The following is a 24,425-nucleotide window of genomic DNA, read 5'->3' as shown; positions in this document are numbered from 1 at the left end:
CGAACGTAAGGCCCCACTTAATCGATAGAAATCAGGTAGGTGTAATTGACATCGATCTGCCGCAGTTTGGCATCCTGGTTCCACGCCTTAGCTTCGATTATCTCCATCTCAACACTTCCGCGTACTTCATTGCGCAGCCCTGGCATCACGTGCGAGATCAGGTAAGAGATAAATTTCACGCACTCTTTGGCCGTCCCCTGATGGGTAATCGCGATGTACTCGCGCGCTGGCAAGCGAATATCTTCAATCTTGTGGCCAGAAAGGATGTCCTTCTTGAATTCCGGCTCCACCGCCATGGTATGCGTGACTGAACACTCGCCTTCGCCACGCTCATTGGCAGAATGGATGCTGTAAACCTTGTGGCACTCCATATTCAGCCCTTTGAAGAAGTCATTAAAGATTTCCCCCTTCATGGCGATACAGGAAGAAATAGCCATCTCTTGGGCAGTATCAAATTCCATCTCACGCGTAAAACCGACCAGGTGCGTATCAGGTAACGTCAGCCGTTGTATCTCCGGATAAAAACCTGCCTCATACACGGCTTCGAAGTCGAAGCGCGGCATCAGGCTCTTCACGTCCCATTTTTCCATGGTACGGTAGCGGTTTGGCGTAATGCCAAAACGTTGCTTAAACATCCGGGTAAAGGTCTGCTGTGAATCAAAGCCCAACTCATCGGAGATATCGATAATCGTACGGTTGCTGATACGCAGCGCGACCGCCGCACGGGTAAGAATGCGTGAGCGAATATAGGTGGCGAGCTGGATACCGGTGATTCGCTTGAACTTGCGCTGCAGGTGCCACTTGGAGTAGCCGGAGATACGCGCAACTTCATCCAGATTTGGCCGAGTCTCCAGATGAATTTCGACCCATTCAATCAGTTCTTCAATAAATAAAATATCTTCATTAGTCATTATTAATTGTTCGCTACTTCAAAAATGCTCAGGATAGTAACCTACGTTAATTATATGAAAGTTGTTATTCCGTGCGCCAAGCAGTCCAAAAATAGCAGCTCGATCATCAGTATGACAACCCATACTGCACGTTTTACACCCAGCCTGGCTTTTTCTCACCGCAAAAGCTGAATATCCTTATGATTAGCACGTATTACCCGGCATATGATTGAGGTAGAATGCAGCGCTGTAATTTCCCCCGGTGCCCGCACCGTGAATGCACTGATTAACATGGCAAAGAAATGGTAGTTATTCTATGAAGTTCAGGCCGGTACAACAGGCAGCCCCCAAGGGCTTACACATCGCCAGCTCTCCGTTTACCCATAACCAGCAAAGCACCAGCCGCATCATGCTTTGGGTGATGCTGGCCTGCATTCCCGGCATGGCAGCACAGCTATGGTTCTTTGGCTATGGCAACCTTGTTCAGACCGCGCTGGCCATGGTGACCGCTCTCGGGTCCGAGGCCGCCATTCTTGCGCTACGTAAACAGCCAGTCAAGGCTCGGCTGGCAGATAATTCCGCCCTGCTCACTGCGCTGTTGCTGGGCATTAGCCTGCCACCTCTAGCTCCCTGGTGGATGATCGTTATCGGCACCTTTTTCGCCATTGTGATCGCCAAACAGCTATACGGCGGACTTGGGCAAAACCCTTTCAATCCGGCCATGGTGGGTTACGTGGTGCTGTTAATCTCCTTCCCGGTACAGATGACCAGTTGGTTACCGCCGGAAGAGCTGCGCGCAACCGCCCTGACCCTGCCAGATACCCTGCTAGCTATTTTCAGCGGCCACACTGCCCAGGGGGCCACTCTGCACGAATTGCAGATGGGCGTCGATGGCATCAGCCAGGCCACGCCATTAGACGGTTTTAAAACCGGCCTACGCAGCGGCCACTCGGTCGAGCAAGTGCTCCAGCAACCGCTGTTCGGTGGCACCCTGGCCGGTATCGGCTGGCAGTGGATTAACCTGGGCTTCCTGCTCGGCGGCCTGTTTATGCTGGGCCGTAAGCTGATCCACTGGCAAATCCCGTTCAGCATGTTGGCCGTCATTGCCTTGTGCTCAGGATTGGCCTGGACGTTGGATCCGGCCCATCAGGCTTCCCCGTTGATCCATCTGTTTTCCGGGGCCACTATGCTCGGGGCTTTCTTTATTGCCACCGACCCGGTCAGTGCCTCTACTACGCCCAAAGGTCGGCTGATATACGGCGGCCTGGTTGGCTTGCTGGTCTGGCTGATCCGCGTGTATGGCGGTTATCCCGACGGGGTAGCCTTTGCCGTACTGCTGGCCAACATTACCGTACCGTTGATCGATCACTACACGCAGCCACGCGTGTATGGCCACCGTTGAGGAGTCATTATGCTTAATTCCATGAGAAAGCATGGCACCACACTGGCCGTGTTTGCCGCGGTCACCACCGGCCTGACCGCCGTGGTGTACCAGTTAACCAAAACCACCATTGCACATCAGGCGGCGTTGCAACAAAAAGCGTTGCTGGACCAGGTCGTCCCGCCGGAACATTATGACAATGATATGCAGAGCGAATGCCTGCTAGTCAGCGATCCGGCTTTAGGCAATGGCGCGCCGCACCATCTGTATCTGGCCCGCAAAAATGGTCAACTGGTGGCAGCCGCGTTGGAAACGACCGCGCCAGACGGTTATTCTGGGGCGATCCAACTGCTGGTCGGGGCCGATTTTAACGGCACGGTATTGGGAACCCGCGTGATAGAACATCACGAAACGCCTGGGCTGGGCGACAAAATCGAATTACGTATCACCGACTGGATCACCTTCTTCAGCGGTAAAAAGATCGACGGCCCGGATGATAAACGTTGGGCAGTGAAGAAAGACGGCGGCATGTTTGATCAGTTCACTGGGGCCACCATCACCCCGCGAGCGGTGGTCAACGCCGTGCGTCGTACAGCGTTGTTTATGGAGACGCTGCCGCCTAAACTGGATACTTTGCCTGCCTGCGGAGCCAGCGAATGAGTGAAGCCAAAGAGTTAATCGTACAGGGGTTGTGGAAAAACAACTCTGCGTTAGTGCAATTATTGGGGCTGTGTCCGCTGCTGGCGGTAACGTCAACTGCCACCAACGCCTTGGGGCTTGGACTGGCTACCACACTGGTGCTGACCATTACCAACGGTTCCATCTCCGCCCTGCGCCGTTGGATCCCGAGCGAGGTCCGCATTCCGATTTATGTGATGATCATTGCCGCCGCAGTGAGTATCGTGCAGATGCTGATCAACGCCTACGCTTTCGGCCTGTATCAGTCGTTAGGGATTTTTATCCCGCTGATCGTCACCAACTGCATCGTGGTGGGCCGGGCTGAAGCAGTAGCGGCGCGAAAACCGGTAGGACTGGCATTGATCGACGGTATGGCTATCGGCCTTGGTGCCACCAGTGCCATGTTTGTGCTGGGCTCGCTACGCGAGCTGATTGGTAACGGTACGCTATTTGATGGCGCTGACCTGCTGCTAGGCAGTTGGGCCAAGGTGTTGCGCATTGAGATTGTCCATTTCGACACCCCTTTCCTGCTGGCCATGCTGCCACCAGGTGCCTTTATCGGTCTGGGCTTGATGCTGGCAACCAAATATCTGATTGATGAAAAAATGAAGGCGCGTAAAGCCAAGGCCTTGGCAGTTGAAGCTAACATGGAACAGGGACACGCAGAGAAAGCGCTATGAATAAAGAGAAACGCCTGGAGATCCTGACCCGCTTGCGGGATAACGACCCGCATCCGACCACCGAGCTGGTGTATACCACACCTTTTGAGCTGTTGATTTCCGTGCTGCTCTCCGCTCAGGCAACCGACGTCAGCGTTAACAAGGCCACGGCCAAGCTCTACCCGGTTGCCAACACGCCAGCGGCCTTGCTGGCGTTAGGGGTAGACGGCGTCAAAGAATACATCAAAACCATCGGCCTGTTTAACAGCAAAGCCGAGAACGTGATCAAAACCTGCCGTATTCTGTTGGAAAAGCATGACGGTGAAGTGCCGGAAGATCGCGCAGCACTCGAAGCCCTGCCCGGCGTGGGGCGTAAAACGGCCAATGTAGTGTTGAACACGGCCTTCGGTTGGCCGACCATTGCCGTTGATACCCATATCTTCCGCGTCTGTAACCGCACCCACTTCGCCCCAGGGAAAAACGTGGAGCAGGTAGAGGAAAAGCTGCTGAAAGTGGTTCCCGCCGAGTTTAAAGTCGACTGCCATCACTGGTTTATCCTGCATGGCCGCTATACCTGTATCGCCCGTAAACCGCGCTGCGGTTCATGCATTATCGAAGACCTGTGCGAGTTTAAAGAGAAGGTCTATCCGCTTGATTGAGAGTACCGGGCACGGCGATCCGTGTCCGCGACTCTTCCCTCCGGTTTTTTATCAAAAATGTGACGTCGGGCAGCATTAACCTTGGTGGAATCCGGGATTACCCTACAAACTCGCTGTTTCAGATATTTTCAACCGTAAAATTAGTCAAAAATTGTGGTTAACCTCACGTCTTGACGATCACATCTCATTTACAAACCTCACTACCGATCTGTCCATTTTCAGAAATTTTGCATAACCCAATTTATGCACAACAAACCAAGGCCTAATCAATCATGAGCATTGGTATGGACTGGATATGGCTTAAATAGCAGAAGATATAACTAAATTAATTCAGGATAGCTTTTAATCAAAACAAAAACTCGGCAAATTTAAAAATGGCAAACGTTAATACTGCATAACATTTGCAACATAGTTGCATAGCGCTGCCTATGTTATATGTAACAGAACATGTCAAAAAGCTTGCCACGTTGACAAAGATAGTGAACATTAACCGCCGGCATTCATCCTATAACAATGCAGAAGTGTGCAGCCCTGCATCACATTCTGCTATTTCCCGTCCTGACAATACGGGTAGTGAAAAAACCAGAGGTACCAGTGTCAACTGCAAACAACAATTCTTCGGAAAACATTAGCCTTAACGCGTTTAAGCAACCTAAGGCCTTCTACCTGATCTTCTCGATTGAACTCTGGGAACGTTTCGGCTACTACGGTCTGCAAGGCATCATGGCAGTCTATCTGGTCAAGATGCTTGGCCTGAGTGAAGCCGACTCGATTACGCTGTTCTCCTCATTCAGTGCGCTGGTGTACGGTTTCGTGGCCATTGGTGGCTGGCTGGGGGATAAAGTTCTCGGCTCCAAGCGTGTGATCGTCTTGGGGGCCATCGTGCTGGCCGCCGGTTACGCCATGGTGGCCTATTCTGGTCATGATATCTTCTGGGTTTATCTGGGGATGGCCACCATCGCCGTGGGTAGCGGTCTGTTTAAAGCCAACCCTTCTTCCCTGCTGTCTACCTGCTATGAGAAAGACGATCCGCGTTTGGACGGTGCATTTACCATGTACTATATGTCCGTCAACATCGGTTCATTCTTCTCCATGCTGGCAACCCCGTGGCTTGCGGCCAAATATGGCTGGAGCGTCGCCTTCTCACTGAGCGTGGTGGGGATGTTGATCACCCTGGTCAACTTTATGATGTGCCACGGCTGGGTTAAGCAATACGGTTCAAAACCTGACTTTAAGCCCCTGCAGGTCAAAAAACTGCTGATGGTGATCGTTGGTGTGGTAGCACTGATCGCGGTTTCCAGCTGGTTGCTGCACAACCAGATTATCGCGCGCTGGGCACTGGCTATCATCTCTGTGGGTATCGTCATCGTGTTCGCCAAGGAAACCTTCGCCTTGCACGGCGCAGCACGTCGTAAAATGATCGTGGCCTTCCTGCTGATGCTCGAAGCGGTGGTGTTCTTCGTGTTGTACAGCCAGATGCCAACCTCACTGAACTTCTTTGCTATCCACAACGTTGAGCACAATATTCTGGGGATCGCGTTTGAACCGGAGCAGTATCAGGCACTGAACCCGTTCTGGATCATGATGGCCAGCCCTATTCTCGCTGCGCTGTATAACAAGATGGGCGATCGTCTGCCGATGCCGCACAAGTTTGCCTTCGGCATGATCCTGTGCTCCGGGGCGTTCCTGGTGCTGCCGTGGGGCGCAAGCTTCGCCAACGACCAGGGCATCGTGTCCGTTAACTGGCTAATCTTGAGCTATGCGCTGCAGAGTATCGGTGAGCTGATGATCTCTGGTCTGGGCCTGGCTATGGTGGCTCAGTTGGTGCCACAGCGCCTGATGGGCTTTATCATGGGCTCCTGGTTCCTGACCACCGCCGCCGCCGCGCTGATCGCCGGTAAGGTCGCGGGTCTGACCGCCGTCCCAAGCGACATTAACGATGCGCATGCTTCTTTGGCTATCTATAGCCACGTGTTTATGCAGATTGGTATCGCCACGGCGGTGATCGCCGTGCTGATGATGCTGACCGCACCGAAGCTGTACCGCATGACGCTGGATACCGCAGAAGATACGGCAGCAAAAGCGAAAGCTGCAGCTCTCTAATCTCTGCTGTAACCTGACCTCAAAAACGCCGGAGCCTAGCTTCGGCGTTTTTTTATGGTGCACAGAAAAATTGCGAAACGCTTCGCTATCTGAACAATCGAGTGCATTCAACAGCATGGGTATTAAGTAGACTGCAGGTGGGTGCTCTGGATCTTTCCGTCTGGAGCATTTGGTAAAGGATGGAAAGAGAAAAGCCCCGGACCGATTTACATCAATCCGAGGCCGATCTCACTCCTAAGCAAGGTGAGGTTAGCCTCTTAAAATCCCAAAATCAAGGGACAAGGAGGTTAAGAATGCCGCAAAAACTGCTGGTTTTATGCCTGATCGTTATCTGTGTGACGCTGATCGCATTCACCTGGATAACACGTGATTCGCTGTGTGAGTTACGTGTCAGGCAAGGAACAACGGAAATTGCCGCCATTCTGTCTTGCCTGAAACAGCGGTAAGGCGATCCCACGGATGGGGTGCGCCCCGTCCGTAACTTGCTGGGAGACGTTCCGTGAGCACCCTTTTTTGCACGTCAAAATTCACGGCTACGATTAAATCCGTGGGTAATGGATCAAGTCGTGAATGCGTACCGGCTCTACGCTGGCATTATGATACGCATGTGGGCAATCCGCCTGGAAACGCATGGCTTCGCCGCTGGCAAGGCTGTACCACTCGCCATTAATCGCCAGTTCCAGTTGGCCACTAATGACAATGACATGTTCAATCACGCCCGGCTCATGAGCCGAGGATTCACTGAGCGCGCCAGGAGCCAAGTCGATCACAAACATATCAAAACCCAGTTGGCGGTCGAATGGGAACAGCGGCACCACACGCATGTCGGCATTGTCTTGATTGAAGATTGGCAACTCGCCATAACGATGCAGCATAGCCGCCGGTTGCAGCGGCGCCGTTTCCAGAAAGGCAGAGAAAGCCACGTTAAACCCGGTAGCAATTTTCCATAAGGTCGCCACCGTTGGGCTGGACTCACCCCGTTCGATCTGCCCCAGCATAGCCTTGCTGACGCCCGTATTTTCGGCAGCCTGATTAAGGCTCCAACCGCGTTGCGTACGTAATGACTTCAGCGTTTGCGCCAAATGGCTGGCAAGATCCTGCATAGCGGTTCTCCTGATAAACCTGCGGCGATTATAGCCCCTTGTGCGCTATAACGCACGATGCTATGCTCCGTCAATTCGTACGTTATAACGCACACTGACTCGGGAGCGGTTATGCGTCCTGCACTCTCATTACGTGATATCTCCTTTTCTGCCATCGTTGCCGGTTTTGTCGCCGTGCTGGTCGGCTATACCAGTTCTGCAGCGATTATCTTTCAGGCCGCTGCTGCCGCAGGGGCCAGCCCGATACAAATTGGCGGCTGGCTGAGCATGCTTGGTCTAGGTATGGGTATCACTTCATTGGGGCTCTCGCTCTATTACCGTACGCCAATCCTCACCGCCTGGTCGACGCCTGGTGCCGCGTTGCTGGTCACCAGCTTGCCTGGAACCCCGCTCAATGAGGCCATCGGGGTATTTATTTTTGCCAGCGGGCTGATCCTGCTGTGTGGTGTCACCGGCCTGTTTGCCAGGTTGATGAATCATATCCCGCAGGCCATATCGGCAGCGATGCTGGCCGGCATATTGCTCCGCTTCGGGTTAGATGCCTTTGCTTCCTTGCAGATCAATTTTTCACTCAGCGCCGGCATGTGCCTGGTGTATCTGTTCACCCGCCGCTATCTGCCGCGTTACGGGATCGTTCTGACGTTGCTGGCCGGGCTGATCATCGCGGCGTTACAGGGTAACATTCATTTCACCCAACAAACGCTGTCCTTCGCCAAGCCGGAATTTATCGCTCCGCACTTCACGCTGTCGACGTTGCTGGGCATAGGTATTCCTTTCTTTGTCGTGACGATGGCCTCGCAGAACGCGCCAGGCATCGCCACTCTCAAGGCCGGCGGATATGACGTTCCCACTTCCCCCTTAATGAGTTGGACTGCCCTGACGGCTCTGGTGCTGGCCCCCTTTGGCGGCTTCACGGTGTGTATTGCCGCCATCACCGCCGCCATCTGCATGGGGCCGGACGTACATCCCGATCCCAAGCGCCGTTATATGGCTGCCGTGGCCGCCGGCGGCTTTTATCTGTTAGCTGGGGTGTTCGGCGGTACCATTGGCATGCTGTTCAGCGCGCTGCCGGTAACCTTGATCCATACCATCGCCGGGCTGGCGTTATTAGGCACCATTGCCGGTAGTTTGCAACGCGCGCTCCAGGATGATAAACAGCGGGACGCTGCGGTGATCACTTTTCTGATCACCGCTTCCGGGCTGACGTTGTTAAACGTGGGGGCTGCCTTCTGGGGACTGATTGGCGGTGTACTGGCTTACGCTATTTTCTCATTACCACGGCGCAAAATGCCTTGAATCCCGCTATTGGCTCTCAACGATTGGCAGGATAAATCCGCCATCACCCTGCGGCAGCGCGATACCCAAGGCACGCGCTGCCAGTTCTGCCACACGAAAATCGATATCCGCTGGCTCACCATCTTCCAAAAACCAGGCCGCGGAAAGCCCCGCCCAGGCCAGGATCCACTGCAGCAGACGGTAACGTTCCAAACCAGCCAAGGAGCAAACCTGGTCAACGCGACGATGGAAGATATCGGGATCGGTGGCGACACCGTAATTGGGGTTGCAGAAGATATTGGCGTAATCAAATCCACGCTCGCCATACAGACGCTTGGGATCGATCACTAGCCAGCCGCGTTCGGCAAAATCCAGCACGTTGTCATGGTGAATATCCCCATGCAACACCCCTTGATCCCTTGGGCTGGTCAACAGTTCTGCCGCAGCGGTAGCACTCAGACGCAACATACCACCATGAGCCTGTGCTGCGGGCCATAAGGCATTAAACCATTGATGCAAGGGGATCAGTTCGGGATAAGGCTCATCTCGCGGCGCATGCAATTGGGCAATGACCTGGCACAGAATAGCGGTTGCCCGTTGGTCTTCACCGTGGCGTACCAGTTGTGCCAATGACAAAGGCCCCATAGCCCTTTCCAGCAAAATGCCGTCATCATGCCAGGCCAGCACCCGCGCAGCACCTTCTCCACGCCACCAGCACATCAGCAGGCCGCCAAATTTTTCTTCCTGTTCGCGGGCAATTTTCAACATTGCGGGCATCATTTGATAGCGTACCGGCATCAACAGGCTGCTGTGGGTTTCAAACGCTGGCCCGTCTGGCTCAAGTTGCCAACGTTGCAGATAAGGAATAAATGCCTGGTTGATCACCCTTATGCACCCTTATTGCATGAACGACTGCCTGGGATGATAGTATTACCAGGCAGCATCCTGCAAAACTTTCGGCTGCACGCGCTGATGAGTGCGTGCTCTTGGTCATCTCGTGGGGTCATCATGTCATTAAAACGCACCAACTATGCAAAATTACCTAAGCCGGGTGGGCCCTATGTGCACGCGGTACTCCACGCCGATACGCTGTACGTCTCTGGCCTGACCGCCTTTGCCACCGAAGCCCAGGGGCAAGCGGTACAAGACCAGGCTCGCGCCATACTGGAACAACTTGCGGCCGTGGCTGCCAGTGAGGGCACCAATCTTAAATCACTGATCAAGATCACCGTTTTTCTGACCGAAATAGCCGACTTGGCCGCCATTCGTGACGTCCTGTTCGACTATCTGGACGGTGCACTCCCTGCCAGTTCTCTGGTTGCCGTCAGCGCCCTGTTTTCGCCCGATTTGAACGTCGAGATCGAAGCCATTTTGGCACTGTAAATCAGGGGGCGCTATAACGCGCCCTCATCCAGTTCACAAGGCCCAATCTTGAACCAGGCCTTGGCGATCTTCCCTTGCTCAATCTCATAGATGGCAATAACGTCCATCTTCCCGCGCCCCTGCGGAAAATTGCGCGTGACCACCTCTTGGTCTATGACCAAATTCTCAACCACCATACGTTTGATACGCTCACCGTAAAGGCTTGGCTCTTGGAAGCGGGCAAGATGACGCTCACGAATTTCACCTTTACCACGGGCAAGCAGCGTATCCGGATGCTGATAATACAGCGCATCGTCTGCCCAGCAGGCCATAAAGGCGTCGATATCACGGGCATTGTAGGCATCAAGCTGCTGTTGCACGATCTCTTCTGGGCGTACTGTTTTGCTGTTCATCGTAATCCCCTGCATAACGTTGAATCCGAGGTTAAAGCTCGACGATTTCATCCACCTGATGGTGAAACACGTAAGGATCGGAGATCAGCGCGAAGGCTTCATCATCCGGATAAGTGACCGCAACTTGATAGGCTTCACCGGCAAAACATTTGATGGCCTCCAGCGAGGTCCAATAAGTTGCCAGAAAGAAATGCGCATAGTCTCCCTGCACCTCTTGCCTGACAAAAGCCCCACGGTTGCCCGCAATCGCTTTAGCATGCTTGACGCCTGTGACATGCAAATGATCGGCAAATCCTTGCCGATGTTGTAGCGGCACGCAGCCGTGCCAGGTTCTGACAATCATCGCCACCTACTGAATATAAAACCGGAAATAGTGAATAAATAACCTATCATGTTTTTAGCCGATTTCAATCCGTCAACGCATGATTTTTAAACCGATGCAGAAAGTGACATGACAGCCCTTATCCGCTATGACGCTGTCGGGAATAATCTGCTAATTTAGCAACTGGACTGATTGATGATGAGTGACTATGCAGCAAAAGCCGGTTTTGCACGAAGCCAGACAGTTGAAACGCCTTAACGCCGCAACGCGGCGGCAGTCGCACATGTATAAGTGGATTGCCCTGGTGGCGGCGCTGGATGCATTGTTGGTGTTTTATTATGACCGGGATATGCGTAATGTTTCATTTTCAACCCTGGTGGCCCTGGTTTGCGGCTATCTGTGGATCCGCGATCGCAATAAAGCACGCGGCTATCGGCGTGAGTACGACGACAAATACGGCAACTCTCGCCACGAGTAATCCCTCCTCACTTCCAGCCTATTGATAAGGATCGATTTGTGCATTCTCCAACTGTCTCCCCAGAGCTGCTACAACCCTTCACTCCGTTTCAGGCATTAGCCCAAGAGCTACTACCTCTGACGCTAGAGGGCGATGATGGCTCGCATGATGTGGCCCACCTGCACCGCGTTTGGAAAAATAGCCGCCAAATCAGTCAGGATGAAGGAGGAGACCAGCAAATTCTGTGTGCCGCCGTGTTGCTGCATGACTGCGTTGCGGTAGAGAAAAACTCTCCTCAGCGCCACCTGGCCTCACGCATGGCGGCAGAAAAAGCCAGCATCGCGCTGGCAAGCCTTGGTTGGTCTGTTGGCGATATCAGCAAAACTGCGCACGCGATCGAAGCCCACAGCTTTTCTGCCGCTATTCCCCCGCAAACGCTGGAGGCCAAAATCCTGCAGGATGCCGACAGACTGGATGCGATTGGCATGATCGGCGTTGCCCGCTGTTTCTACATCGGTGGCCGCATGCGTAGCGCCCTATACGATGCCGCCGACCCGCTGGCGCAACAGCGCCAGTATGATGACAAGCGATTCACTCTGGATCACTTCGAAACCAAGCTGTTCAAACTGCAGGAAGGGTTTCAGACTGAGGCAGGCCGAAGGATGGCGGCATTACGCACGCAACGCATGCGCCGCTTTCTCAGCGAACTGCTGGAAGAAGTTTGATAACTACAGAGCAATATCTTTGCCATAAATGCTGTACACTGAAAGTCAACTTCACAACACAGGTTGCCAAAATGAAGAGACTAACGCTGAAAGAGATGACAGAAAGCGAACAACGTGAAGTAAAGACCGATCTGGACAGAGCAAGCAAAAACCTCGAGCGCCAGTTAACCAACTCCGAACATAATAAAATTAAAGACGAAGCCATCGATCGCATTATGGCCGCACGTGAAAAGATTGCCAAAGCGACCCGCGCAGAACGCAAAGCCAACCGGGCACAGCCAACAGGTGCCACCTTCAGTTGGACTGCTTCCATCAGCACGCGCCCACATCGTTGATCACAGACCCCGTTTCGGCGGGGTCTCTGTTTGATAAGCCAGATTCATCTACGCCCTGCCATTATTAATATCCCTATTATCATCCGGTTATCCATTGACAGTTAACCGTGACCTGTCCACTATCGGGGGACATTCACAGGTTATGAGATCGCCATGTCCCCTTTCATCCAACAGGCCACACCGCAGCAAACCGCGTTGACCGTGGGTGAAGCTTTGGCGTTTACTTCGAAGAAACAGCCGCTCATTTGACCGGGGCGCGCTGTCCCGTCAGATGAGCTGACTGGATGGTGTGCAACGCGATACCCCTCTCTGGTTTTTTCATCTGACTCCTAGTCGGTCACGCAGCAGGAGTTTTACATGGCTTCATTTTCCGGTATTTGGGTAGCACTGGTTACCCCATTCAATCATGACGACGTTGATTTCCCGGCAGTCAAAAGGCTGGCTCAGCATCTGATCGCCAAAGGCGTCGCTGGCGTGGTGGTCTGCGGTTCGACTGGCGAAGCCGCGGCCCTGAGCAAAGAAGAACAGTTGGCGGTGCTGGATGCCGTTCTCGAAGTGGTGCCAGCCCGCCAGGTGATCATGGGCCTTTCCGGTAATAACATGGCTAGCACCTTGCAGATGCAGCAGGCCATCAACCAGCGCGATATCGCCGGTGTGCTGATCCCCGCGCCATACTATATTCGCCCTTCGCAGGCGGGCCTGGTGGAGTATTTTACCCGCCTTGCCGATGCCTCTCGCGTGCCGGTGATTTTGTATAATGTGCCTTATCGCACCGGAGCAACCTTTGAGCTGGCAACGCTGCGGCAACTCGCCCGTCACCCGCAAATCAAGGCGATCAAAGATTGTGGCGGCTGCCCTGAGGCCACCATGGCGCTGATCCACGACGGCGAGATCGACGTGCTGACCGGCGAAGACCATCTGATCCTGACCACGCTATGTCTGGGGGGCAGTGGCGCAATTTCCGCTGCGGCACACCTGCACCCGGAACGCTTTGTTGCTCTGGTGGAACAAGTCGCGCAAGGGGATCTGGCCGCCGCACGCAGCAATTTCTATACCCTGCTGCCGATGATCCAGCAGATGTTCAGCTACCCGAACCCAGGCCCGGTTAAAGCGGCACTGTCGCAGCAGGGGCTGATAAAAAACGAGCTTCGTTCCCCAATGCAAACCGCACCACAGGCGTTGCAGCAGCAAATCGCCGATTTACTGGCGCAGTTGCAACCTCTCGCCCTGGCGGAGTAATAAAATATTGTTCGCAAAACCGCTGTAATTTTTCCGGCCTAGGACTAGGATGGGAAGTTAAACCTGCCTGTCCTTCATCACCATCAAGGAGTTTTCGATGAAATTGTTCTATAAAGCTGGCGCCTGTTCCCTGTCCCCTCACATCGTATTACGTGAGGCCGGGTTGGATTTCACCGCAGAGAAAGTCGATTTAGCTCACAAGAAAACCGAAAGTGGTGCCGACTATCTGGCGATCAACCCGAAGGGGCAAGTCCCGGCGTTGGTACTTGACGATGGCAGCCTGCTGACCGAGGGCGTGGCGATTGTGCAATACCTGGCGGATCGCGTACCGGATCGTAACCTGATCCCGGCCGCTGGCACGCTTTCTCGCTATCATGCGATCGAATGGCTGAACTACGTGGCTACCGAGTTGCACAAAGGCTTCAGCCCGCTGTTTAACCCGAAGACGCCGGACGAATACAAAGCGATTGCCCGCGATAAGCTGGCTAACCAGTTCAGCTACCTGGATTCAGTGCTGGAGAAGCAGCATTACCTGTTGGGCCAGCGTTTCAGCGTGGCGGACGCGTATCTGTTCACCGTGTTGCGTTGGGCGAAGGCGTTACAGTTTGATCTCACGAAGCACGCACACCTGACGGCTTATTTCGATCGCGTAGCGGCTCGCCCGGCAGTGGCAGCCACGTTGAGTGCCGAAGGTCTATAAAGCCTGAATAAAAGAAAGGGGCCACATTGGGCCCCTTGTCAGTATCAAAACAGATTATTTCCAGTCAACCAGGCAGTAATGCTTTTTGCCACGACGCAGCAGCGTGTAACGGCCAAACAGGCGATCGCTGTCGGTAAACAGATATTCAGGGTTGGACTGCTTCTCACCGTTGATGGTCACCGCGTTGGAACCGATCATGGTGCGAGCCTGCCCGCGAGAAGGAACCAGCTCTGCATTCACCAACGCCTGTTGCAGATCCGCATCGTTCTCCAGCTTGATGGTTGGCATGCCATCCTGAGCCAACTGCGCAAAGTCCGCCTCAGTCATTTCGTGCAGAGCACCAGAGAACAGGCTCTGGGTGATACGTTTCGCCGCGGCCAACCCCTCAGCGCCATGGACCATACCGGTCACTTCTTCTGCCAGCACATACTGGGCGCGCGGTGCTTTGCCGCTGTTCTTGTCTTCTTCTTCCAGCGCATTAATCTCTTCAATGCTCAGGAAGGTGAAGAACTTCAGGAAGCGATAAACGTCCGCATCCGCGGTGTTGATCCAGAACTGGTAGAATTTGTACGGACTGGTTTTTTCCGGAGCCAGCCATACTGCGCCACCTTCGGTTTTGCCAAACTTGGTACCGTCTGACTTGGTGATCAATGGCACCGTCAGGCCGAACACCTGTTTCTGGTGCATACGGCGAGTCAGGTCGATACCCGAGGTGATGTTGCCCCACTGGTCGGAACCACCGATCTGCAGCTCCACCTGATGGCGGTTATACAGCTCGGAGAAATCGAACCCCTGCAGCAGGTTGTAGGAAAACTCGGTGAAGGAGATCCCGGAGTCATCACGGTTCAGGCGCTGCTTGACCGCTTCCTTGTTGATCATCTGGTTTACTGAGAAGTGTTTACCGATGTCACGCAGGAAGGTCAGCACGTTCATGCCGCCAAACCAATCGTAGTTGTTGGCCGCAATGGCGCTGTTGCTGCCACAGTCGAAATCGAGGAACGGAGAAACCTGCTTGCGGATTTTCTCGACCCATTCGTTGACCGTTTCCGTGGTGTTGAGTTTGCGTTCGGCGGCTTTAAAGCTTGGGTCGCCGATCATACCGGTCGCGCCACCTACCAACGCTACCGGCGTATGGCCGGCCAGTTGGAAACGCTTCAGGCACAGCAGAGGCACCAGATGGCCCAAATGCAAGCTGTCAGCGGTCGGATCGAAGCCGCAATACAGTGCAATTGGCCCTTGCGCCAGTCGCTCTGCTAACGCTTCCTCGTCCGTCACTTGAGCCACCAGGCCCCGCTCTTGCAGTTGTTGAATCAGGTTGATGCTAGCCATCAATTTCTCCATGTATAAACGAATGCACCTTTGCCGGTACACGGCCTTCGCCCATTGGCGAAAATCACAAAATTCGGGGTAGCGCATAGAATAAAGCGCCAGCGGCATCAGTGCCAGCGCTTAAGGGGGATTTTCCGTCTATCAGGGTGCCAGTCGGTCAATTTTCCAGTCATTTCCCTCGCGTTGATACAGGAAACGGTCATGCAAGCGGTGCGCGCCCCCTTGCCAGAATTCAACGGAGTCGAATCTGACGCGGAAACCGCCCCAGAAACTGGGCAATGGCACTTCTCCTTGCTGGAACTTTTGCTTCAGTTCGAGGAACTTGCTTTCGAGGATGCCACGGGCAGAAATGCGCGTTGACTGTTGCGATACCCAAGCGCCTATCTGGCTGTCTTTGGGCCGACTGTTGAAATACTTCATCACTTCCAGCGTCGATAGCCGCTCGGCCTTGCCGAGGAAGATCACCTGGCGATCCAGCATATGCCACGGGAACAGCAGGCTGATATGCGGGTTTTGCGCCAGCTGCTGAGCTTTGCGGCTGCCCAGGTTGGTATAAAACACCAGACCCTGGTCATCGAAGTGCTTGAGCAACACGATACGTTGGAAAGGCTGTCCCTGCTCGTCCACGGTAGCGACGCACATGGCGGTAGGATCCGCCAGACGCGCCTCACAGGCCTGTTTGAGCCAGCGTTCGAACAAATCCAGGGGGTTGGCGGTCAAATCGTTACGGCGCAGCCCGCCACGGGTATATTCACGGCGCAGATCCGCCACATCAAACTCATTATTATCAGTCATCTGGATTAGCAACCAAGCGGTAAATTCGTTGTCATATTCTGCGCCTGTAGCAGCAGGATCTCAATCATTCTGCTGCTACAAGGTAGGTTTATTGAGCCAGCACGCAGTCGCTCATGATCACTTTATCATTGCGCTCGACAAAGGCGTTTGGCCCTTTCGACCAGAAGGTGTATTTACCGTCGCTGTATTTGGCACCGGACGCCGCCACCACCTGTTTCAGCTTCAGCTGTTCGCCGTCCATCAGGAAGCTGACCGTGCTCTCTTCACCATTGAGCTCCACGGTGAGCTGTGTCGTTCCGCATTGATAATGCAGCGTTTCGCTCTTTTGTGGAACCACGTAGCTGCAACCCGCCAACGCGAGAACCCCGGCAACCATCACTATTTTTTTCATCAGGTGCTCCTTAAGATATTAACCCTTTCTTTATCCTAACAGAGCTAGCGGTGGCCCAACGGCAAAACCGGATAAATCCCACCCAGCAGAGTTTCACAACTGGCACCGGTAACCGAAGGCAGATTTCCCGGCAGACCGGAAATGGTTCGGAATGCCAGCCAGGCGAAGGCCAACGCCTCCATGTCATCCCCACTGACGCCAAAGTGATCGGTGGTAGCCACCTCGGTCCCCGGCAGTAAAGCGGACATTCGCGACATCAGCAGTGGATTACGGGCACCACCACCGCAGACCAGCAGCCGCTCACAGCCCCCAGCCAGCATCACCTGCTCGCTAATGGTGGTGGCGGTCAGCTCCACTAGCGTGCTCATCACATCCACCGGTGCTAACCCCGGCAACGTCGCCAGCTGTTTTTCCAGCCAGCTGATATTGAAATATTCACGACCGGTACTTTTCGGTGCCGGTAAGGCGAAATAAGGATCGGCCAACATCTGCTGCAATAGCGGTAAGCAAACGCGCCCTTCCATCGCCCAAAGGCCATCTTTATCAAAAGGTTTCGAGCGGTGGCGCCATACCCACGCATCCAGCAGCATATTCCCCGGCCCGGTATCAAAACCGCGCACCGGTGCGCCGGGCAGTAGCAGTGACAAATTAGCGATGCCGCCAATATTCAGCACCATGCGGCGTTCGGTTGGGTGAGCTAACAAAGCCTGATGAAACGCCGGAACCAAGGGCGCCCCTTGGCCACCATAGGCCATATCACGGCGGCGAAAATCCCCCACGGTAGTGATATTAGTCAATGCCGCCACCCGGTTATTGTCCCCTAGCTGCATCGAAAAGCGTGTCTCACCCTCCGGTTCATGCCACACCGTTTGGCCATGACAGCCAATGGCGGTGATTTCATGGGCCGGAATACCGGTCTGTTTTAACAACCCCAGCACCGCTTCACCGAACAGCGTGCCCAACTGGGCATCCAACCGTCCTACGGCAGAAAGCGTCGTCTGCTGCCCTTGACACATCCCCAGAATATCTTTTTTCAGTTGGATCGGCATTGGGTGGCTATAGCTTGCCTGTTGCGCCACCATACGTTCATCGATCGCGGCAAGCACCACGTCGATCCCATCCAGACTGGTGCCGGACATAACACCAATATAGCGGCCTGACTTCATCAGCACTATCCTTTACCCTTTCCAGGTTGCAACCGTTTTCACCCTTTAAATAGACCAGAATTGTGCGATTAACGCCATGAATTATGATGTCTTTTTTACAGGCTGTGAGCGAAGTTGTTTATTTTATGTCGAGCATTGGTTACATAATAAGCAACTCAAGGGAGGATAAAGCGCCGGTTATTTGTTTTCAGTTCTGTCACAAAGTTAAACCACCGTTTATTATTGGTTGAACAGAGAAAAGCTAAGCTGTATACAGAAGGCAACACATGGGTGATATCAAACCGATTCAACCATCATTGCTGTAATATTTATAGAACTTGGTTTGGGTCTATCTCCCAGATCTGGATTACCAACTGCAGGAGCTTTATATGATCAAGCGTCTTCTTGTTGTCGCTCTCGCCTCCGTCACACTGGCGGGCTGTGCAAACCAAACCGCGTCCGGTGATGTCTATTCCGCCTCTCAGGCCAAACAGGTACAAACCGTGACCTTTGGGACCTTGGTATCCGTACGCCCGGTGCAAATTCAGGGCGGTGAAGGCTCAAGCATGCTTGGCACTATCGGCGGCGCAGTCCTGGGTGGATTCCTGGGTAATACTATTGGTGGCGGTACTGGCCGTAGCCTGGCAACCGCAGCGGGTGCCGTAGCCGGTGGTGTGGTAGGCGATAGCGTCGGTAGCGCTGCTAGCCGTAGCAACGCCTGGGAGCTGGAAATCAAAACCGATAACAAAGAAAATATCGTGGTGGTACAGAAAGCCGGGTCAACTAAATTCAGCCCAGGTCAGCGCGTTCGTATGGCGCAAAATGGCAGTACCGTTACCGTTTCTCCACTGTAACGTCCTTGCCTGAATGCAAAACCGGAGGCCCCTGGGCCTCCGGTTTCTGTTTGTTGCTGTGACTAAGCATAATAAAAAGGCGCTGGATTTATTGTTTTTCTTGCAGTTCGATGATGTTCTGTTCCAGCTTGCTAATCAGACCAACTAAAAGTCTCACTTCTTCTGCCGAGATACCGCTGAGTATTTCGCCTCTGGTCGACGTGATCACACTATCCACTTCACGAATAATCGGCTCTGCCGCCTCGGTCAATTTGATGCGCTTGGCACGTCGATCGTTAGCGCAGGTGTGACGGGTGATCAACCCTTTTTCTTCCAGCTGATCCAAGGTACGTACCAAGGAAGGCTGCTCAATACCGATCGCTTTTGCCAACTGGATTTGCGACTGTTCAGGCGGTAATCGATTGATATTGTGCAATGTCACCCAATGCGTTTGTGTAAGCTCCAACGGCTTTAGCCGATGATCGATCAGCGCACGCCAAACACGAACTAATCGTGCTAAATCTGAACCTAACGTTGATTCCACTTCCCCCTCCTTATAGTTAGCATGCTAACATTACTCCCAAAAGTGTAGCCCATTTTGGTTAATTAACATTAAAAACACAAATGTATATAATCCAAATCGCAAAAATAGACACATTTCTCTCGGTAATTGGTTATCCTCTATGCAAACATCCTTCATATTCACTCATCGGGATTGCTAACGTGAATACGACCTGGCTCCACACTGCGTCACCACTGCCCGATCTGGTGCTGGGTGCATCGCTTTATTTCCCTCCTCTCTTTAAAGCTTTCTTACTCGGATTAGTCTTCTGGCTGCTGGTGCATCATTTGCTACGCGACTGGATGTACTCCGGTGATATCTGGCACCCTATGCTGATGGATCTATCCATTTTCGTCATTACCGTCAGCGGTTCCCTGTGGCTCCTAGCGAGTTGGTAGCTCATGAAGCATAAGACATTAAAGTATTTTTCGACGGTTATTGTTTGCGCCATCGCGCTTTGTGCCGGCTGGTGGTTATGGAATTACTACATGCAATCCCCTTGGACACGCGACGGTAAAGTGCGGGCTGAGCTCGTCAACATTACCCCTGAAGTCTCTGGCAGATTGGAGAAGATACTGGTTCATGATAACCAGTTCGTTACTGCGGGCAGCCTGATTTTCAGCATTGACCCAGTGCCTTACCAAATTGCGTTGGACAATGCCGAGGCGGCGCTGGCCAAAGCACAGGCCGATATGGCCAAGGCCGATCACGAAGCGTCCCGTCGCCGTAGCCTGCCCCGTAACGTCATCTCCTCTGAAGATCTGGATGAGTCAAACCTGGCTGCCGCCTCCATGAAAGCCTCGTATAAGGCGGCTCAGGCCAATCTGGAACAGGCCAAATGGAACCTCAGTAAGACGCGGATCTATGCTCCAACCGACGGTTACATTACCAACTTACAGGCCCGAGTCGGCAACTACGCCACCGCAGGAACGCCGTTGGTGGCGCTGGTAGACACCCATTCGTTCTATGTGCTCGGTTATTTCGAAGAGACCAAGCTCAGGCATATCAGGGAGGGCCGCAAAGCGGATATCGTGTTGTATAACGGCAATATTCGGCTGCAAGGGGTGGTCGAAAGCATTGGCCGGGCCATTTACGACCAAAGCGCTGACAGCAGCAGTGATTTGTTGATGGATGTGAAACCCAACGTGCCTTGGGTGCGCCTGGCACAACGGGTGCCGGTACGTATCAAGCTGATCGATATTCCGGCCGACCTGACTCTGGTAGCCGGTACCACCTGCACCATTTCAATTCATCAGCAGGACTAATGTGTGAACCTGCCCTTTCTTGAATGGAAGCGTTCGCCCTGGGGTAAAGCCACCGCAGGGCAGTGGCGCTATGCGTTACGCAACACCCTGGCAATGTGCCTGGCGCTGTGGGTCGCCTTCGTTTTACAGCTGGATGAACCCTATTGGGCGCTGACCTCCGCCGCCGTCGTCAGTTTCCCGACGGTTGGCGGCGTGATCAGCAAGAGCATTGGCCGCATTTTTGGCAGCCTGCTTGGTGCCATGGCGTCACTGCTGATTGCCGGTTGTCTGAACGATCCCTGGTTGTTCACCCTGTCGATTGCCAGTTGGTTGGGGCTGTGTACCTACATTTCCAACCACTACCAGAACAATGTCTCCTACGCCTTTGCCCTGGCGGGCTATACCGCCGCTATCATCGTGTTTGGCACGGTTAATATTACCGACACCCAGCAAATTTTTGATATCACCCAGGCACGCGTCTGTGAGGTGATCACCGGTATCCTGTGCGGCGGCCTGATGATGATGATCCTGCCAAGCACCTCGGATGGCGCAACTCTGCTGGTATCGCTACGCCGCATGCACTTACGCCTGCTGGAACACGCCGCCATGCTGTGGCAACCGGAAATCAGCCTGCGGATGCGTACCTCCCACGAGGGCGTTATCGGCCAGATCCTGACCATGAACCTGCTACGTATTCAGGCCTTCTGGAGCCATTACCGGCTGCGTCGGCAAAACAATATCCTCAATTACATGCTGCACCAGCAATTGCGCATCACCAGCGTTATCTCCAGCCTGCGCCGCATGTTGTTAAACTGGCCAGACCGCCCGGAGAATCTGGCGGCGGTGTTAGAGCAGTTGTTGAATGAATTACGCGATCCCACCACGGACAAATATCGGCTGGCGCATATTCTGGTCACCATCGCCCCTCAGGATCCGACAGATTATCGCCATCGGGCCTTCTTCCTGCGCCTGCGCCACTTTTGCTGGCTCTATCTGCGCTGTACCCGTTGGTTGCAACGGCTGGAAAGCGCTACCCAGGTCAGCGATATCGAACCACCGCGGGTTACCTCACTAGCGCGCCATACAGACAGCGTTGAGGCCGCCTACAACGGGCTTCGCACCTTCTTGTGTATCCTGATCGGTTGCGCTTATTGGATCACGACCCAGTGGGACGCAGGTAGCTCTGCGCTGACGCTGATCGCCATCAGTTGCGTGCTCTATTCCTCTACCCCTTCGCCGATCAAATCCATCACCACCTTACTGAAGGCCGTTTCCCTGCTGTTTGCCTTCTGCTTTGTGATGAAGTTTGGCCTGATGATCCAGATCGACGACTTCTGGGTGTTTTGCGCCTTCCTGTTCCCGACCCTGGTCACGATGCAGATGATGAAACTGCAAAATCCACCCTATGCCCCACTCTGGGGTCAGTTGATCGTGTTTATGGGATCGTTTCTCGCCGTGACCAACCCGCCGAGCTACGATTATCAAGGCTATATCAATGACAGTCTCGCCAAGATTGCCGGTGTGCTGTTGGCAGGGCTGGCGTTCCAAATCCTGCGGCCCAGTTCGGACAAACGTAAAAGCCGACGGATTATCCGCGCATTACGCCGTGATTTTATCGATCAGTTGAGTAAGAAACCGCAGCAAAGCGAAAGCCAGTTTGAGTCGCGTATCTATCACCGCATCAGTCAACTGAATCAAAGCCTGGATCAGGAGGCCCGCACCTGGCTATTACGTTGGGGAGTAGTGCTGCTGAACTGCAGCCACGTGGTCTGGCAACTGCGTGATTGGCAAACCCGATCAGATCCGCTGGCCGCCGTACGTGACGTCTGTATTCATTGTTTGAAGGGAGTCATGACTGAGAAAGGAGTGCAGCATGCGTCGTTGGACGCCACCTTGCAGGAGTTGCAGCGTATGAGTAACACACTTGCCCAACATCCAGAACAGGCAGCACGTGATTTGGCGGGCTTGATTTGGCGGCTGTACTGCTCACTGCAGCAGTTACAGCAGGCGATCATTCCACCGGAAGCGATAACAGCGCCCACGCCAGGCTGACGCGGGCAGCTGATTTATTTGATTACGCCACAGGCGAAGCGATCGCCACCACCACCCAGCGGTTTGGGTTGATCGGAGTGGTTATCCCCCCCGGCGTGTACCATCAGCGCCTTGCCTTCGATTTCGCTGATTTTCTTCAAGCGCGGAGCCAGCACCTGAGTGTCAGCCATGCCGTCCGCCGTGACATAGATTGCTGGCAAATCGCCTAAATGCCCGTTGGCATCATAAGGCCCGAGATGCTTGCCGGTTTTCTCAGGATCAAAGTGGCCCCCCGCAGCCAGTGCGGCTACCGCCTTGCCCTCTTTCATACCCGGCTCACAGCTGCCTTTCTCATGAACGTGAAAACCGTGCACACCGGCAGGCAAGGCTTTCAGTTGCGGGGTGAACAACAGGCCGTAAGGCGTTTCGCTAATTGTGATTTTACCAATGTCCTGACCAATTCCCTGGCCGGTCACCAGATTCATTTCGACATCAACCGTTGCCGCCTGCGCAACGCCACAGGCCATCAAACCCAATGCCGCACACCAATAACGTTTCATCACTCAATCTCCATGCGATAGTTATAGTCCTTAGGGAGTATATACCGATTAAACCTTGCTACAGGGGAAACCGTCGTTAATCAGCGCAGCCACTGAGCCGGTTATAATATTTTGTGACCTTGCTCCCGTATTCCTTGGTTTTCTGCCCCCCTGCGTCGGCAAGTGTCATTAACATAAAGATACTGGCATTCTTAATGTTTTGGGCTGCAAGCTTACTGATAATATTTAGCCAAGGGGTGCAAGTGAAGTAGCGGCAAAGGACATCGGATAAGGCTGGCACGATGCCAGCCTTACCCGCTCAACTTAAGGTACGTCGTAACCCAGTGCCGCTTTACGAATGCGGAACCACTGCTGGCGGCTCAAGGTCAGCTCTTGCGCCTTCAGGGCCGAACGTACGCGCTCGATCTTGCCGGAGCCGATAATTGGCAGCGGTGCCGAAGGCAGACGCATCACCCAGGCATACACCACCTGCTCAATGGTTTCGGCACCAATCTCTTGCGCCACCGCTTGCAGTTCATCGCGTAACGGCTGGAACTCAGCATCGCTGAACAACCGCCCGCCACCCAGACATGACCAGGCCATCGGTTTGATACGCAACTGCTGGCATTGATCCAAGGTGCCGTCGAGGATCGCAGGCTGATAGATCGGGGAAATTTCGACCTGGTTAGTCACCAGCGAGAACGGCAGACGCGACTGCAATAAGGAAAACTGTGCTGGCGTAAAGTTCGAAACGCCGAAATGGCGCACCTTGCCGCTTTTATGCAGCGCCACAAAGGCTTCTGCTACCTCATCGGCCTCCATCAACGGATCGGGGCGATGGATCAACAATAAATCCAGGTAGTCCGTATGCAGGTGCGATAATGACTGCTCTGCGCTATGCACGATATGCTCGCGATCGGTGATGTAATGCCCGATAGGGTTACCCGGCTTGGCGGTGGTCGCGATGCCGCACTTCGACACCAGCTCCATCCCCTGGCGCACCGAGGGCTGTAGCTTGATAGCCTCGCCAAAGGCCTGCTCGCAGGCATAGCCACCATAAATATCCGCGTGGTCCGCCGTGGTCACCCCCAGCTCAACGTGTTGCTTGATAAACGTCAGCAACTGCTGCGGAGACATGCCCCACTCCATCAAACGCCAGTAGCCGCAAATCATGCGTGAGAACTCTGGCCCAAGGGGTGCCAGCTTAGTACGATTCAGCATTGTTAAACCTCATGACAATAGTTAACGCCAGCAT

The 24,425-nt window shown here is 53.8% G+C and carries 29 protein-coding genes; 17 read left to right on the top strand and 12 right to left on the bottom strand.

Annotated elements, in window-relative coordinates; translation table 11 throughout:
- Nucleotides 1-17 precede the first annotated feature (17 nt).
- Nucleotides 18-911 (bottom strand): helix-turn-helix domain-containing protein, encoded by an 894-nt coding sequence (locus KGP21_RS13955; protein ID WP_021804525.1) that lies wholly within the window; start codon nt 909-911, stop codon nt 18-20.
- Between the two features lie 295 nt (nt 912-1,206).
- Here KGP21_RS13955 and rsxD point away from each other — a divergent pair, with 295 nt between their 5' ends.
- From rsxD to KGP21_RS13925, 6 genes are all read left to right on the top strand, one after another.
- Entirely contained in the window at nt 1,207-2,292 is a 1,086-nt protein-coding gene (rsxD, locus tag KGP21_RS13950) for an electron transport complex subunit RsxD (RefSeq protein ID WP_094981778.1), read from the top strand.
- Between the two features lie 9 nt (nt 2,293-2,301).
- On the top strand, nt 2,302-2,931 hold the full coding sequence (rsxG, locus tag KGP21_RS13945) for an electron transport complex subunit RsxG (RefSeq protein ID WP_021804527.1): 630 nt from the start codon (nt 2,302-2,304) through the stop codon (nt 2,929-2,931).
- Nucleotides 2,928-3,629, top strand: a complete 702-nt coding sequence (locus KGP21_RS13940) for an electron transport complex subunit E (RefSeq protein ID WP_059200728.1) — start codon at nt 2,928-2,930, stop codon at nt 3,627-3,629. Before rsxG ends, KGP21_RS13940 begins: the two co-directional genes overlap by 4 nt.
- Entirely contained in the window at nt 3,626-4,267 is a 642-nt protein-coding gene (gene nth / locus KGP21_RS13935) for an endonuclease III (protein ID WP_021804529.1), read from the top strand. Before KGP21_RS13940 ends, nth begins: the two co-directional genes overlap by 4 nt.
- A gap of 594 nt (nt 4,268-4,861) precedes the next feature.
- A complete protein-coding gene (gene dtpA / locus KGP21_RS13930; protein ID WP_074031407.1) occupies nt 4,862-6,370 on the top strand; it encodes a dipeptide/tripeptide permease DtpA in 1,509 nt (502 codons plus the stop codon).
- Between the two features lie 293 nt (nt 6,371-6,663).
- Nucleotides 6,664-6,816, top strand: a complete 153-nt coding sequence (locus tag KGP21_RS13925) for a Hok/Gef family protein (protein ID WP_059200725.1) — start codon at nt 6,664-6,666, stop codon at nt 6,814-6,816.
- Nucleotides 6,817-6,909: 93 nt separating this feature from the next.
- Here KGP21_RS13925 and KGP21_RS13920 read toward each other — a convergent pair whose 3' ends face one another.
- The gene (locus tag KGP21_RS13920; protein WP_059200724.1) at nt 6,910-7,473 is read right to left on the bottom strand and encodes a helix-turn-helix domain-containing protein; all 564 of its coding nucleotides are present in this window, start codon (nt 7,471-7,473) and stop codon (nt 6,910-6,912) included.
- Nucleotides 7,474-7,584: 111 nt separating this feature from the next.
- On the opposite strand from KGP21_RS13920, the gene KGP21_RS13915 reads away from it, so the two are divergent.
- Nucleotides 7,585-8,769: a benzoate/H(+) symporter BenE family transporter gene (locus KGP21_RS13915; protein ID WP_059200723.1), complete on the top strand. Its 1,185-nt coding sequence runs from the start codon at nt 7,585-7,587 to the stop codon at nt 8,767-8,769.
- A 6-nt stretch (nt 8,770-8,775) separates the two neighbouring features.
- Here the strand turns inward: KGP21_RS13915 and KGP21_RS13910 are convergent, their stop codons facing one another.
- Nucleotides 8,776-9,630, bottom strand: coding sequence for an aminoglycoside phosphotransferase family protein (locus tag KGP21_RS13910; RefSeq protein WP_223538524.1), 855 nt, complete (start codon nt 9,628-9,630; stop codon nt 8,776-8,778).
- 123 nt (nt 9,631-9,753) lie between these two features.
- Between KGP21_RS13910 and KGP21_RS13905 the strand changes: the two genes are divergently transcribed.
- Nucleotides 9,754-10,131, top strand: coding sequence for a RidA family protein (locus KGP21_RS13905; RefSeq protein ID WP_223538523.1), 378 nt, complete (start codon nt 9,754-9,756; stop codon nt 10,129-10,131).
- Nucleotides 10,132-10,142: 11 nt separating this feature from the next.
- Here KGP21_RS13905 and KGP21_RS13900 read toward each other — a convergent pair whose 3' ends face one another.
- A complete protein-coding gene (locus KGP21_RS13900; protein ID WP_021804535.1) occupies nt 10,143-10,523 on the bottom strand; it encodes a nuclear transport factor 2 family protein in 381 nt (126 codons plus the stop codon).
- A 31-nt stretch (nt 10,524-10,554) separates the two neighbouring features.
- The gene (locus tag KGP21_RS13895; protein ID WP_115158448.1) at nt 10,555-10,866 is read right to left on the bottom strand and encodes a hypothetical protein; all 312 of its coding nucleotides are present in this window, start codon (nt 10,864-10,866) and stop codon (nt 10,555-10,557) included.
- Nucleotides 10,867-11,053: 187 nt separating this feature from the next.
- On the opposite strand from KGP21_RS13895, the gene KGP21_RS13890 reads away from it, so the two are divergent.
- The 5 genes from KGP21_RS13890 (at nt 11,054) to gstA (ending at nt 14,301) form a co-directional block, all read left to right on the top strand.
- Nucleotides 11,054-11,323 carry a hypothetical protein gene (locus KGP21_RS13890; RefSeq protein ID WP_115158447.1) on the top strand — a complete coding sequence of 90 codons (270 nt, stop codon included), beginning with the start codon at nt 11,054-11,056 and terminating at the stop codon, nt 11,321-11,323.
- A 38-nt stretch (nt 11,324-11,361) separates the two neighbouring features.
- Nucleotides 11,362-12,027: an HD domain-containing protein gene (locus KGP21_RS13885; protein ID WP_021804538.1), complete on the top strand. Its 666-nt coding sequence runs from the start codon at nt 11,362-11,364 to the stop codon at nt 12,025-12,027.
- A 71-nt stretch (nt 12,028-12,098) separates the two neighbouring features.
- Nucleotides 12,099-12,362: a DUF3811 domain-containing protein gene (locus tag KGP21_RS13880; protein WP_021178074.1), complete on the top strand. Its 264-nt coding sequence runs from the start codon at nt 12,099-12,101 to the stop codon at nt 12,360-12,362.
- 357 nt (nt 12,363-12,719) lie between these two features.
- Entirely contained in the window at nt 12,720-13,601 is an 882-nt protein-coding gene (gene dapA / locus KGP21_RS13875; protein WP_021804539.1) for a 4-hydroxy-tetrahydrodipicolinate synthase, read from the top strand.
- 97 nt (nt 13,602-13,698) lie between these two features.
- Nucleotides 13,699-14,301, top strand: a complete 603-nt coding sequence (gene gstA / locus KGP21_RS13870; RefSeq protein ID WP_223538448.1) for a glutathione transferase GstA — start codon at nt 13,699-13,701, stop codon at nt 14,299-14,301.
- 54 nt (nt 14,302-14,355) lie between these two features.
- Here gstA and tyrS read toward each other — a convergent pair whose 3' ends face one another.
- The 4 genes from tyrS to anmK form a co-directional block, all read right to left on the bottom strand.
- Nucleotides 14,356-15,630, bottom strand: coding sequence for a tyrosine--tRNA ligase (gene tyrS, locus KGP21_RS13865; protein ID WP_024529915.1), 1,275 nt, complete (start codon nt 15,628-15,630; stop codon nt 14,356-14,358).
- Nucleotides 15,631-15,771: 141 nt separating this feature from the next.
- Entirely contained in the window at nt 15,772-16,425 is a 654-nt protein-coding gene (pdxH, locus tag KGP21_RS13860; protein ID WP_021804541.1) for a pyridoxamine 5'-phosphate oxidase, read from the bottom strand.
- Between the two features lie 88 nt (nt 16,426-16,513).
- Nucleotides 16,514-16,816 carry an MliC family protein gene (locus tag KGP21_RS13855; protein ID WP_223538447.1) on the bottom strand — a complete coding sequence of 101 codons (303 nt, stop codon included), beginning with the start codon at nt 16,814-16,816 and terminating at the stop codon, nt 16,514-16,516.
- A 44-nt stretch (nt 16,817-16,860) separates the two neighbouring features.
- Nucleotides 16,861-17,982, bottom strand: coding sequence for an anhydro-N-acetylmuramic acid kinase (anmK, locus tag KGP21_RS13850; RefSeq protein WP_021804542.1), 1,122 nt, complete (start codon nt 17,980-17,982; stop codon nt 16,861-16,863).
- Nucleotides 17,983-18,350: 368 nt separating this feature from the next.
- On the opposite strand from anmK, the gene KGP21_RS13845 reads away from it, so the two are divergent.
- Complete coding sequence (locus KGP21_RS13845; protein ID WP_021178081.1) at nt 18,351-18,815, top strand: glycine zipper 2TM domain-containing protein; 465 nt, start codon at nt 18,351-18,353, stop codon at nt 18,813-18,815.
- 88 nt (nt 18,816-18,903) lie between these two features.
- On the opposite strand, the gene slyA is transcribed toward KGP21_RS13845, so the two are convergent.
- The gene (gene slyA / locus KGP21_RS13840; RefSeq protein WP_021178082.1) at nt 18,904-19,338 is read right to left on the bottom strand and encodes a transcriptional regulator SlyA; all 435 of its coding nucleotides are present in this window, start codon (nt 19,336-19,338) and stop codon (nt 18,904-18,906) included.
- Between the two features lie 179 nt (nt 19,339-19,517).
- On the opposite strand from slyA, the gene KGP21_RS13835 reads away from it, so the two are divergent.
- Genes KGP21_RS13835 through KGP21_RS13825 form a run of 3 tightly spaced genes read left to right on the top strand, consistent with a single transcriptional unit; the run spans nt 19,518 to nt 22,652 of the window.
- Complete coding sequence (locus KGP21_RS13835) at nt 19,518-19,754, top strand: DUF1656 domain-containing protein (protein WP_024486868.1); 237 nt, start codon at nt 19,518-19,520, stop codon at nt 19,752-19,754.
- A gap of 3 nt (nt 19,755-19,757) precedes the next feature.
- A complete protein-coding gene (locus KGP21_RS13830; RefSeq protein WP_059200720.1) occupies nt 19,758-20,621 on the top strand; it encodes an HlyD family secretion protein in 864 nt (287 codons plus the stop codon).
- A 3-nt stretch (nt 20,622-20,624) separates the two neighbouring features.
- The gene (locus tag KGP21_RS13825; RefSeq protein WP_021804544.1) at nt 20,625-22,652 is read left to right on the top strand and encodes an FUSC family protein; all 2,028 of its coding nucleotides are present in this window, start codon (nt 20,625-20,627) and stop codon (nt 22,650-22,652) included.
- A gap of 14 nt (nt 22,653-22,666) precedes the next feature.
- Here KGP21_RS13825 and sodC read toward each other — a convergent pair whose 3' ends face one another.
- Together sodC and KGP21_RS13815 are read right to left on the bottom strand one after the other, a co-directional pair.
- Entirely contained in the window at nt 22,667-23,191 is a 525-nt protein-coding gene (gene sodC / locus KGP21_RS13820; protein WP_021804545.1) for a superoxide dismutase family protein, read from the bottom strand.
- Between the two features lie 303 nt (nt 23,192-23,494).
- Complete coding sequence (locus KGP21_RS13815) at nt 23,495-24,391, bottom strand: aldo/keto reductase family oxidoreductase (RefSeq protein WP_223538446.1); 897 nt, start codon at nt 24,389-24,391, stop codon at nt 23,495-23,497.
- Nucleotides 24,392-24,425 lie beyond the last annotated feature (34 nt).

The organism is Serratia sp. JSRIV004 (assembly GCF_019968705.1).
In the GTDB taxonomy this organism is placed as follows: Bacteria; Pseudomonadota; Gammaproteobacteria; order Enterobacterales; family Enterobacteriaceae; genus Chania; species Chania fonticola_B.
The sequence above is the reverse complement of the archived record's forward strand: the minus strand, read 5'-3'. Positions and strand labels throughout refer to the sequence as shown.

Bases quoted from the DNA above. Each gene is read 5' to 3' on its own strand.
- KGP21_RS13855 (WP_223538447.1), bottom strand. From the start codon at position 16,816: ATGAAAAAAATAGTGATGGTTGCCGGGGTTCTCGCGTTGGCGGGTTGC.
- KGP21_RS13895 (WP_115158448.1), bottom strand. From the start codon at position 10,866: ATGATTGTCAGAACCTGGCACGGCTGCGTGCCGCTACAACATCGGCAA.
- KGP21_RS13890 (WP_115158447.1), top strand. From the start codon at position 11,054: ATGCAGCAAAAGCCGGTTTTGCACGAAGCCAGACAGTTGAAACGCCTT.
- KGP21_RS13955 (WP_021804525.1), bottom strand. From the start codon at position 911: ATGACTAATGAAGATATTTTATTTATTGAAGAACTGATTGAATGGGTC.
- KGP21_RS13815 (WP_223538446.1), bottom strand. From the start codon at position 24,391: ATGCTGAATCGTACTAAGCTGGCACCCCTTGGGCCAGAGTTCTCACGC.
- KGP21_RS13900 (WP_021804535.1), bottom strand. From the start codon at position 10,523: ATGAACAGCAAAACAGTACGCCCAGAAGAGATCGTGCAACAGCAGCTT.
- rsxD (WP_094981778.1), top strand. From the start codon at position 1,207: ATGAAGTTCAGGCCGGTACAACAGGCAGCCCCCAAGGGCTTACACATC.
- dapA (WP_021804539.1), top strand. From the start codon at position 12,720: ATGGCTTCATTTTCCGGTATTTGGGTAGCACTGGTTACCCCATTCAAT.
- KGP21_RS13920 (WP_059200724.1), bottom strand. From the start codon at position 7,473: ATGCAGGATCTTGCCAGCCATTTGGCGCAAACGCTGAAGTCATTACGT.
- anmK (WP_021804542.1), bottom strand. From the start codon at position 17,982: ATGAAGTCAGGCCGCTATATTGGTGTTATGTCCGGCACCAGTCTGGAT.
- tyrS (WP_024529915.1), bottom strand. From the start codon at position 15,630: ATGGCTAGCATCAACCTGATTCAACAACTGCAAGAGCGGGGCCTGGTG.
- KGP21_RS13845 (WP_021178081.1), top strand. From the start codon at position 18,351: ATGATCAAGCGTCTTCTTGTTGTCGCTCTCGCCTCCGTCACACTGGCG.
- KGP21_RS13915 (WP_059200723.1), top strand. From the start codon at position 7,585: ATGCGTCCTGCACTCTCATTACGTGATATCTCCTTTTCTGCCATCGTT.
- sodC (WP_021804545.1), bottom strand. From the start codon at position 23,191: ATGAAACGTTATTGGTGTGCGGCATTGGGTTTGATGGCCTGTGGCGTT.
- KGP21_RS13925 (WP_059200725.1), top strand. From the start codon at position 6,664: ATGCCGCAAAAACTGCTGGTTTTATGCCTGATCGTTATCTGTGTGACG.
- nth (WP_021804529.1), top strand. From the start codon at position 3,626: ATGAATAAAGAGAAACGCCTGGAGATCCTGACCCGCTTGCGGGATAAC.
- gstA (WP_223538448.1), top strand. From the start codon at position 13,699: ATGAAATTGTTCTATAAAGCTGGCGCCTGTTCCCTGTCCCCTCACATC.
- pdxH (WP_021804541.1), bottom strand. From the start codon at position 16,425: ATGACTGATAATAATGAGTTTGATGTGGCGGATCTGCGCCGTGAATAT.
- KGP21_RS13940 (WP_059200728.1), top strand. From the start codon at position 2,928: ATGAGTGAAGCCAAAGAGTTAATCGTACAGGGGTTGTGGAAAAACAAC.
- rsxG (WP_021804527.1), top strand. From the start codon at position 2,302: ATGCTTAATTCCATGAGAAAGCATGGCACCACACTGGCCGTGTTTGCC.
- KGP21_RS13830 (WP_059200720.1), top strand. From the start codon at position 19,758: ATGAAGCATAAGACATTAAAGTATTTTTCGACGGTTATTGTTTGCGCC.
- KGP21_RS13880 (WP_021178074.1), top strand. From the start codon at position 12,099: ATGAAGAGACTAACGCTGAAAGAGATGACAGAAAGCGAACAACGTGAA.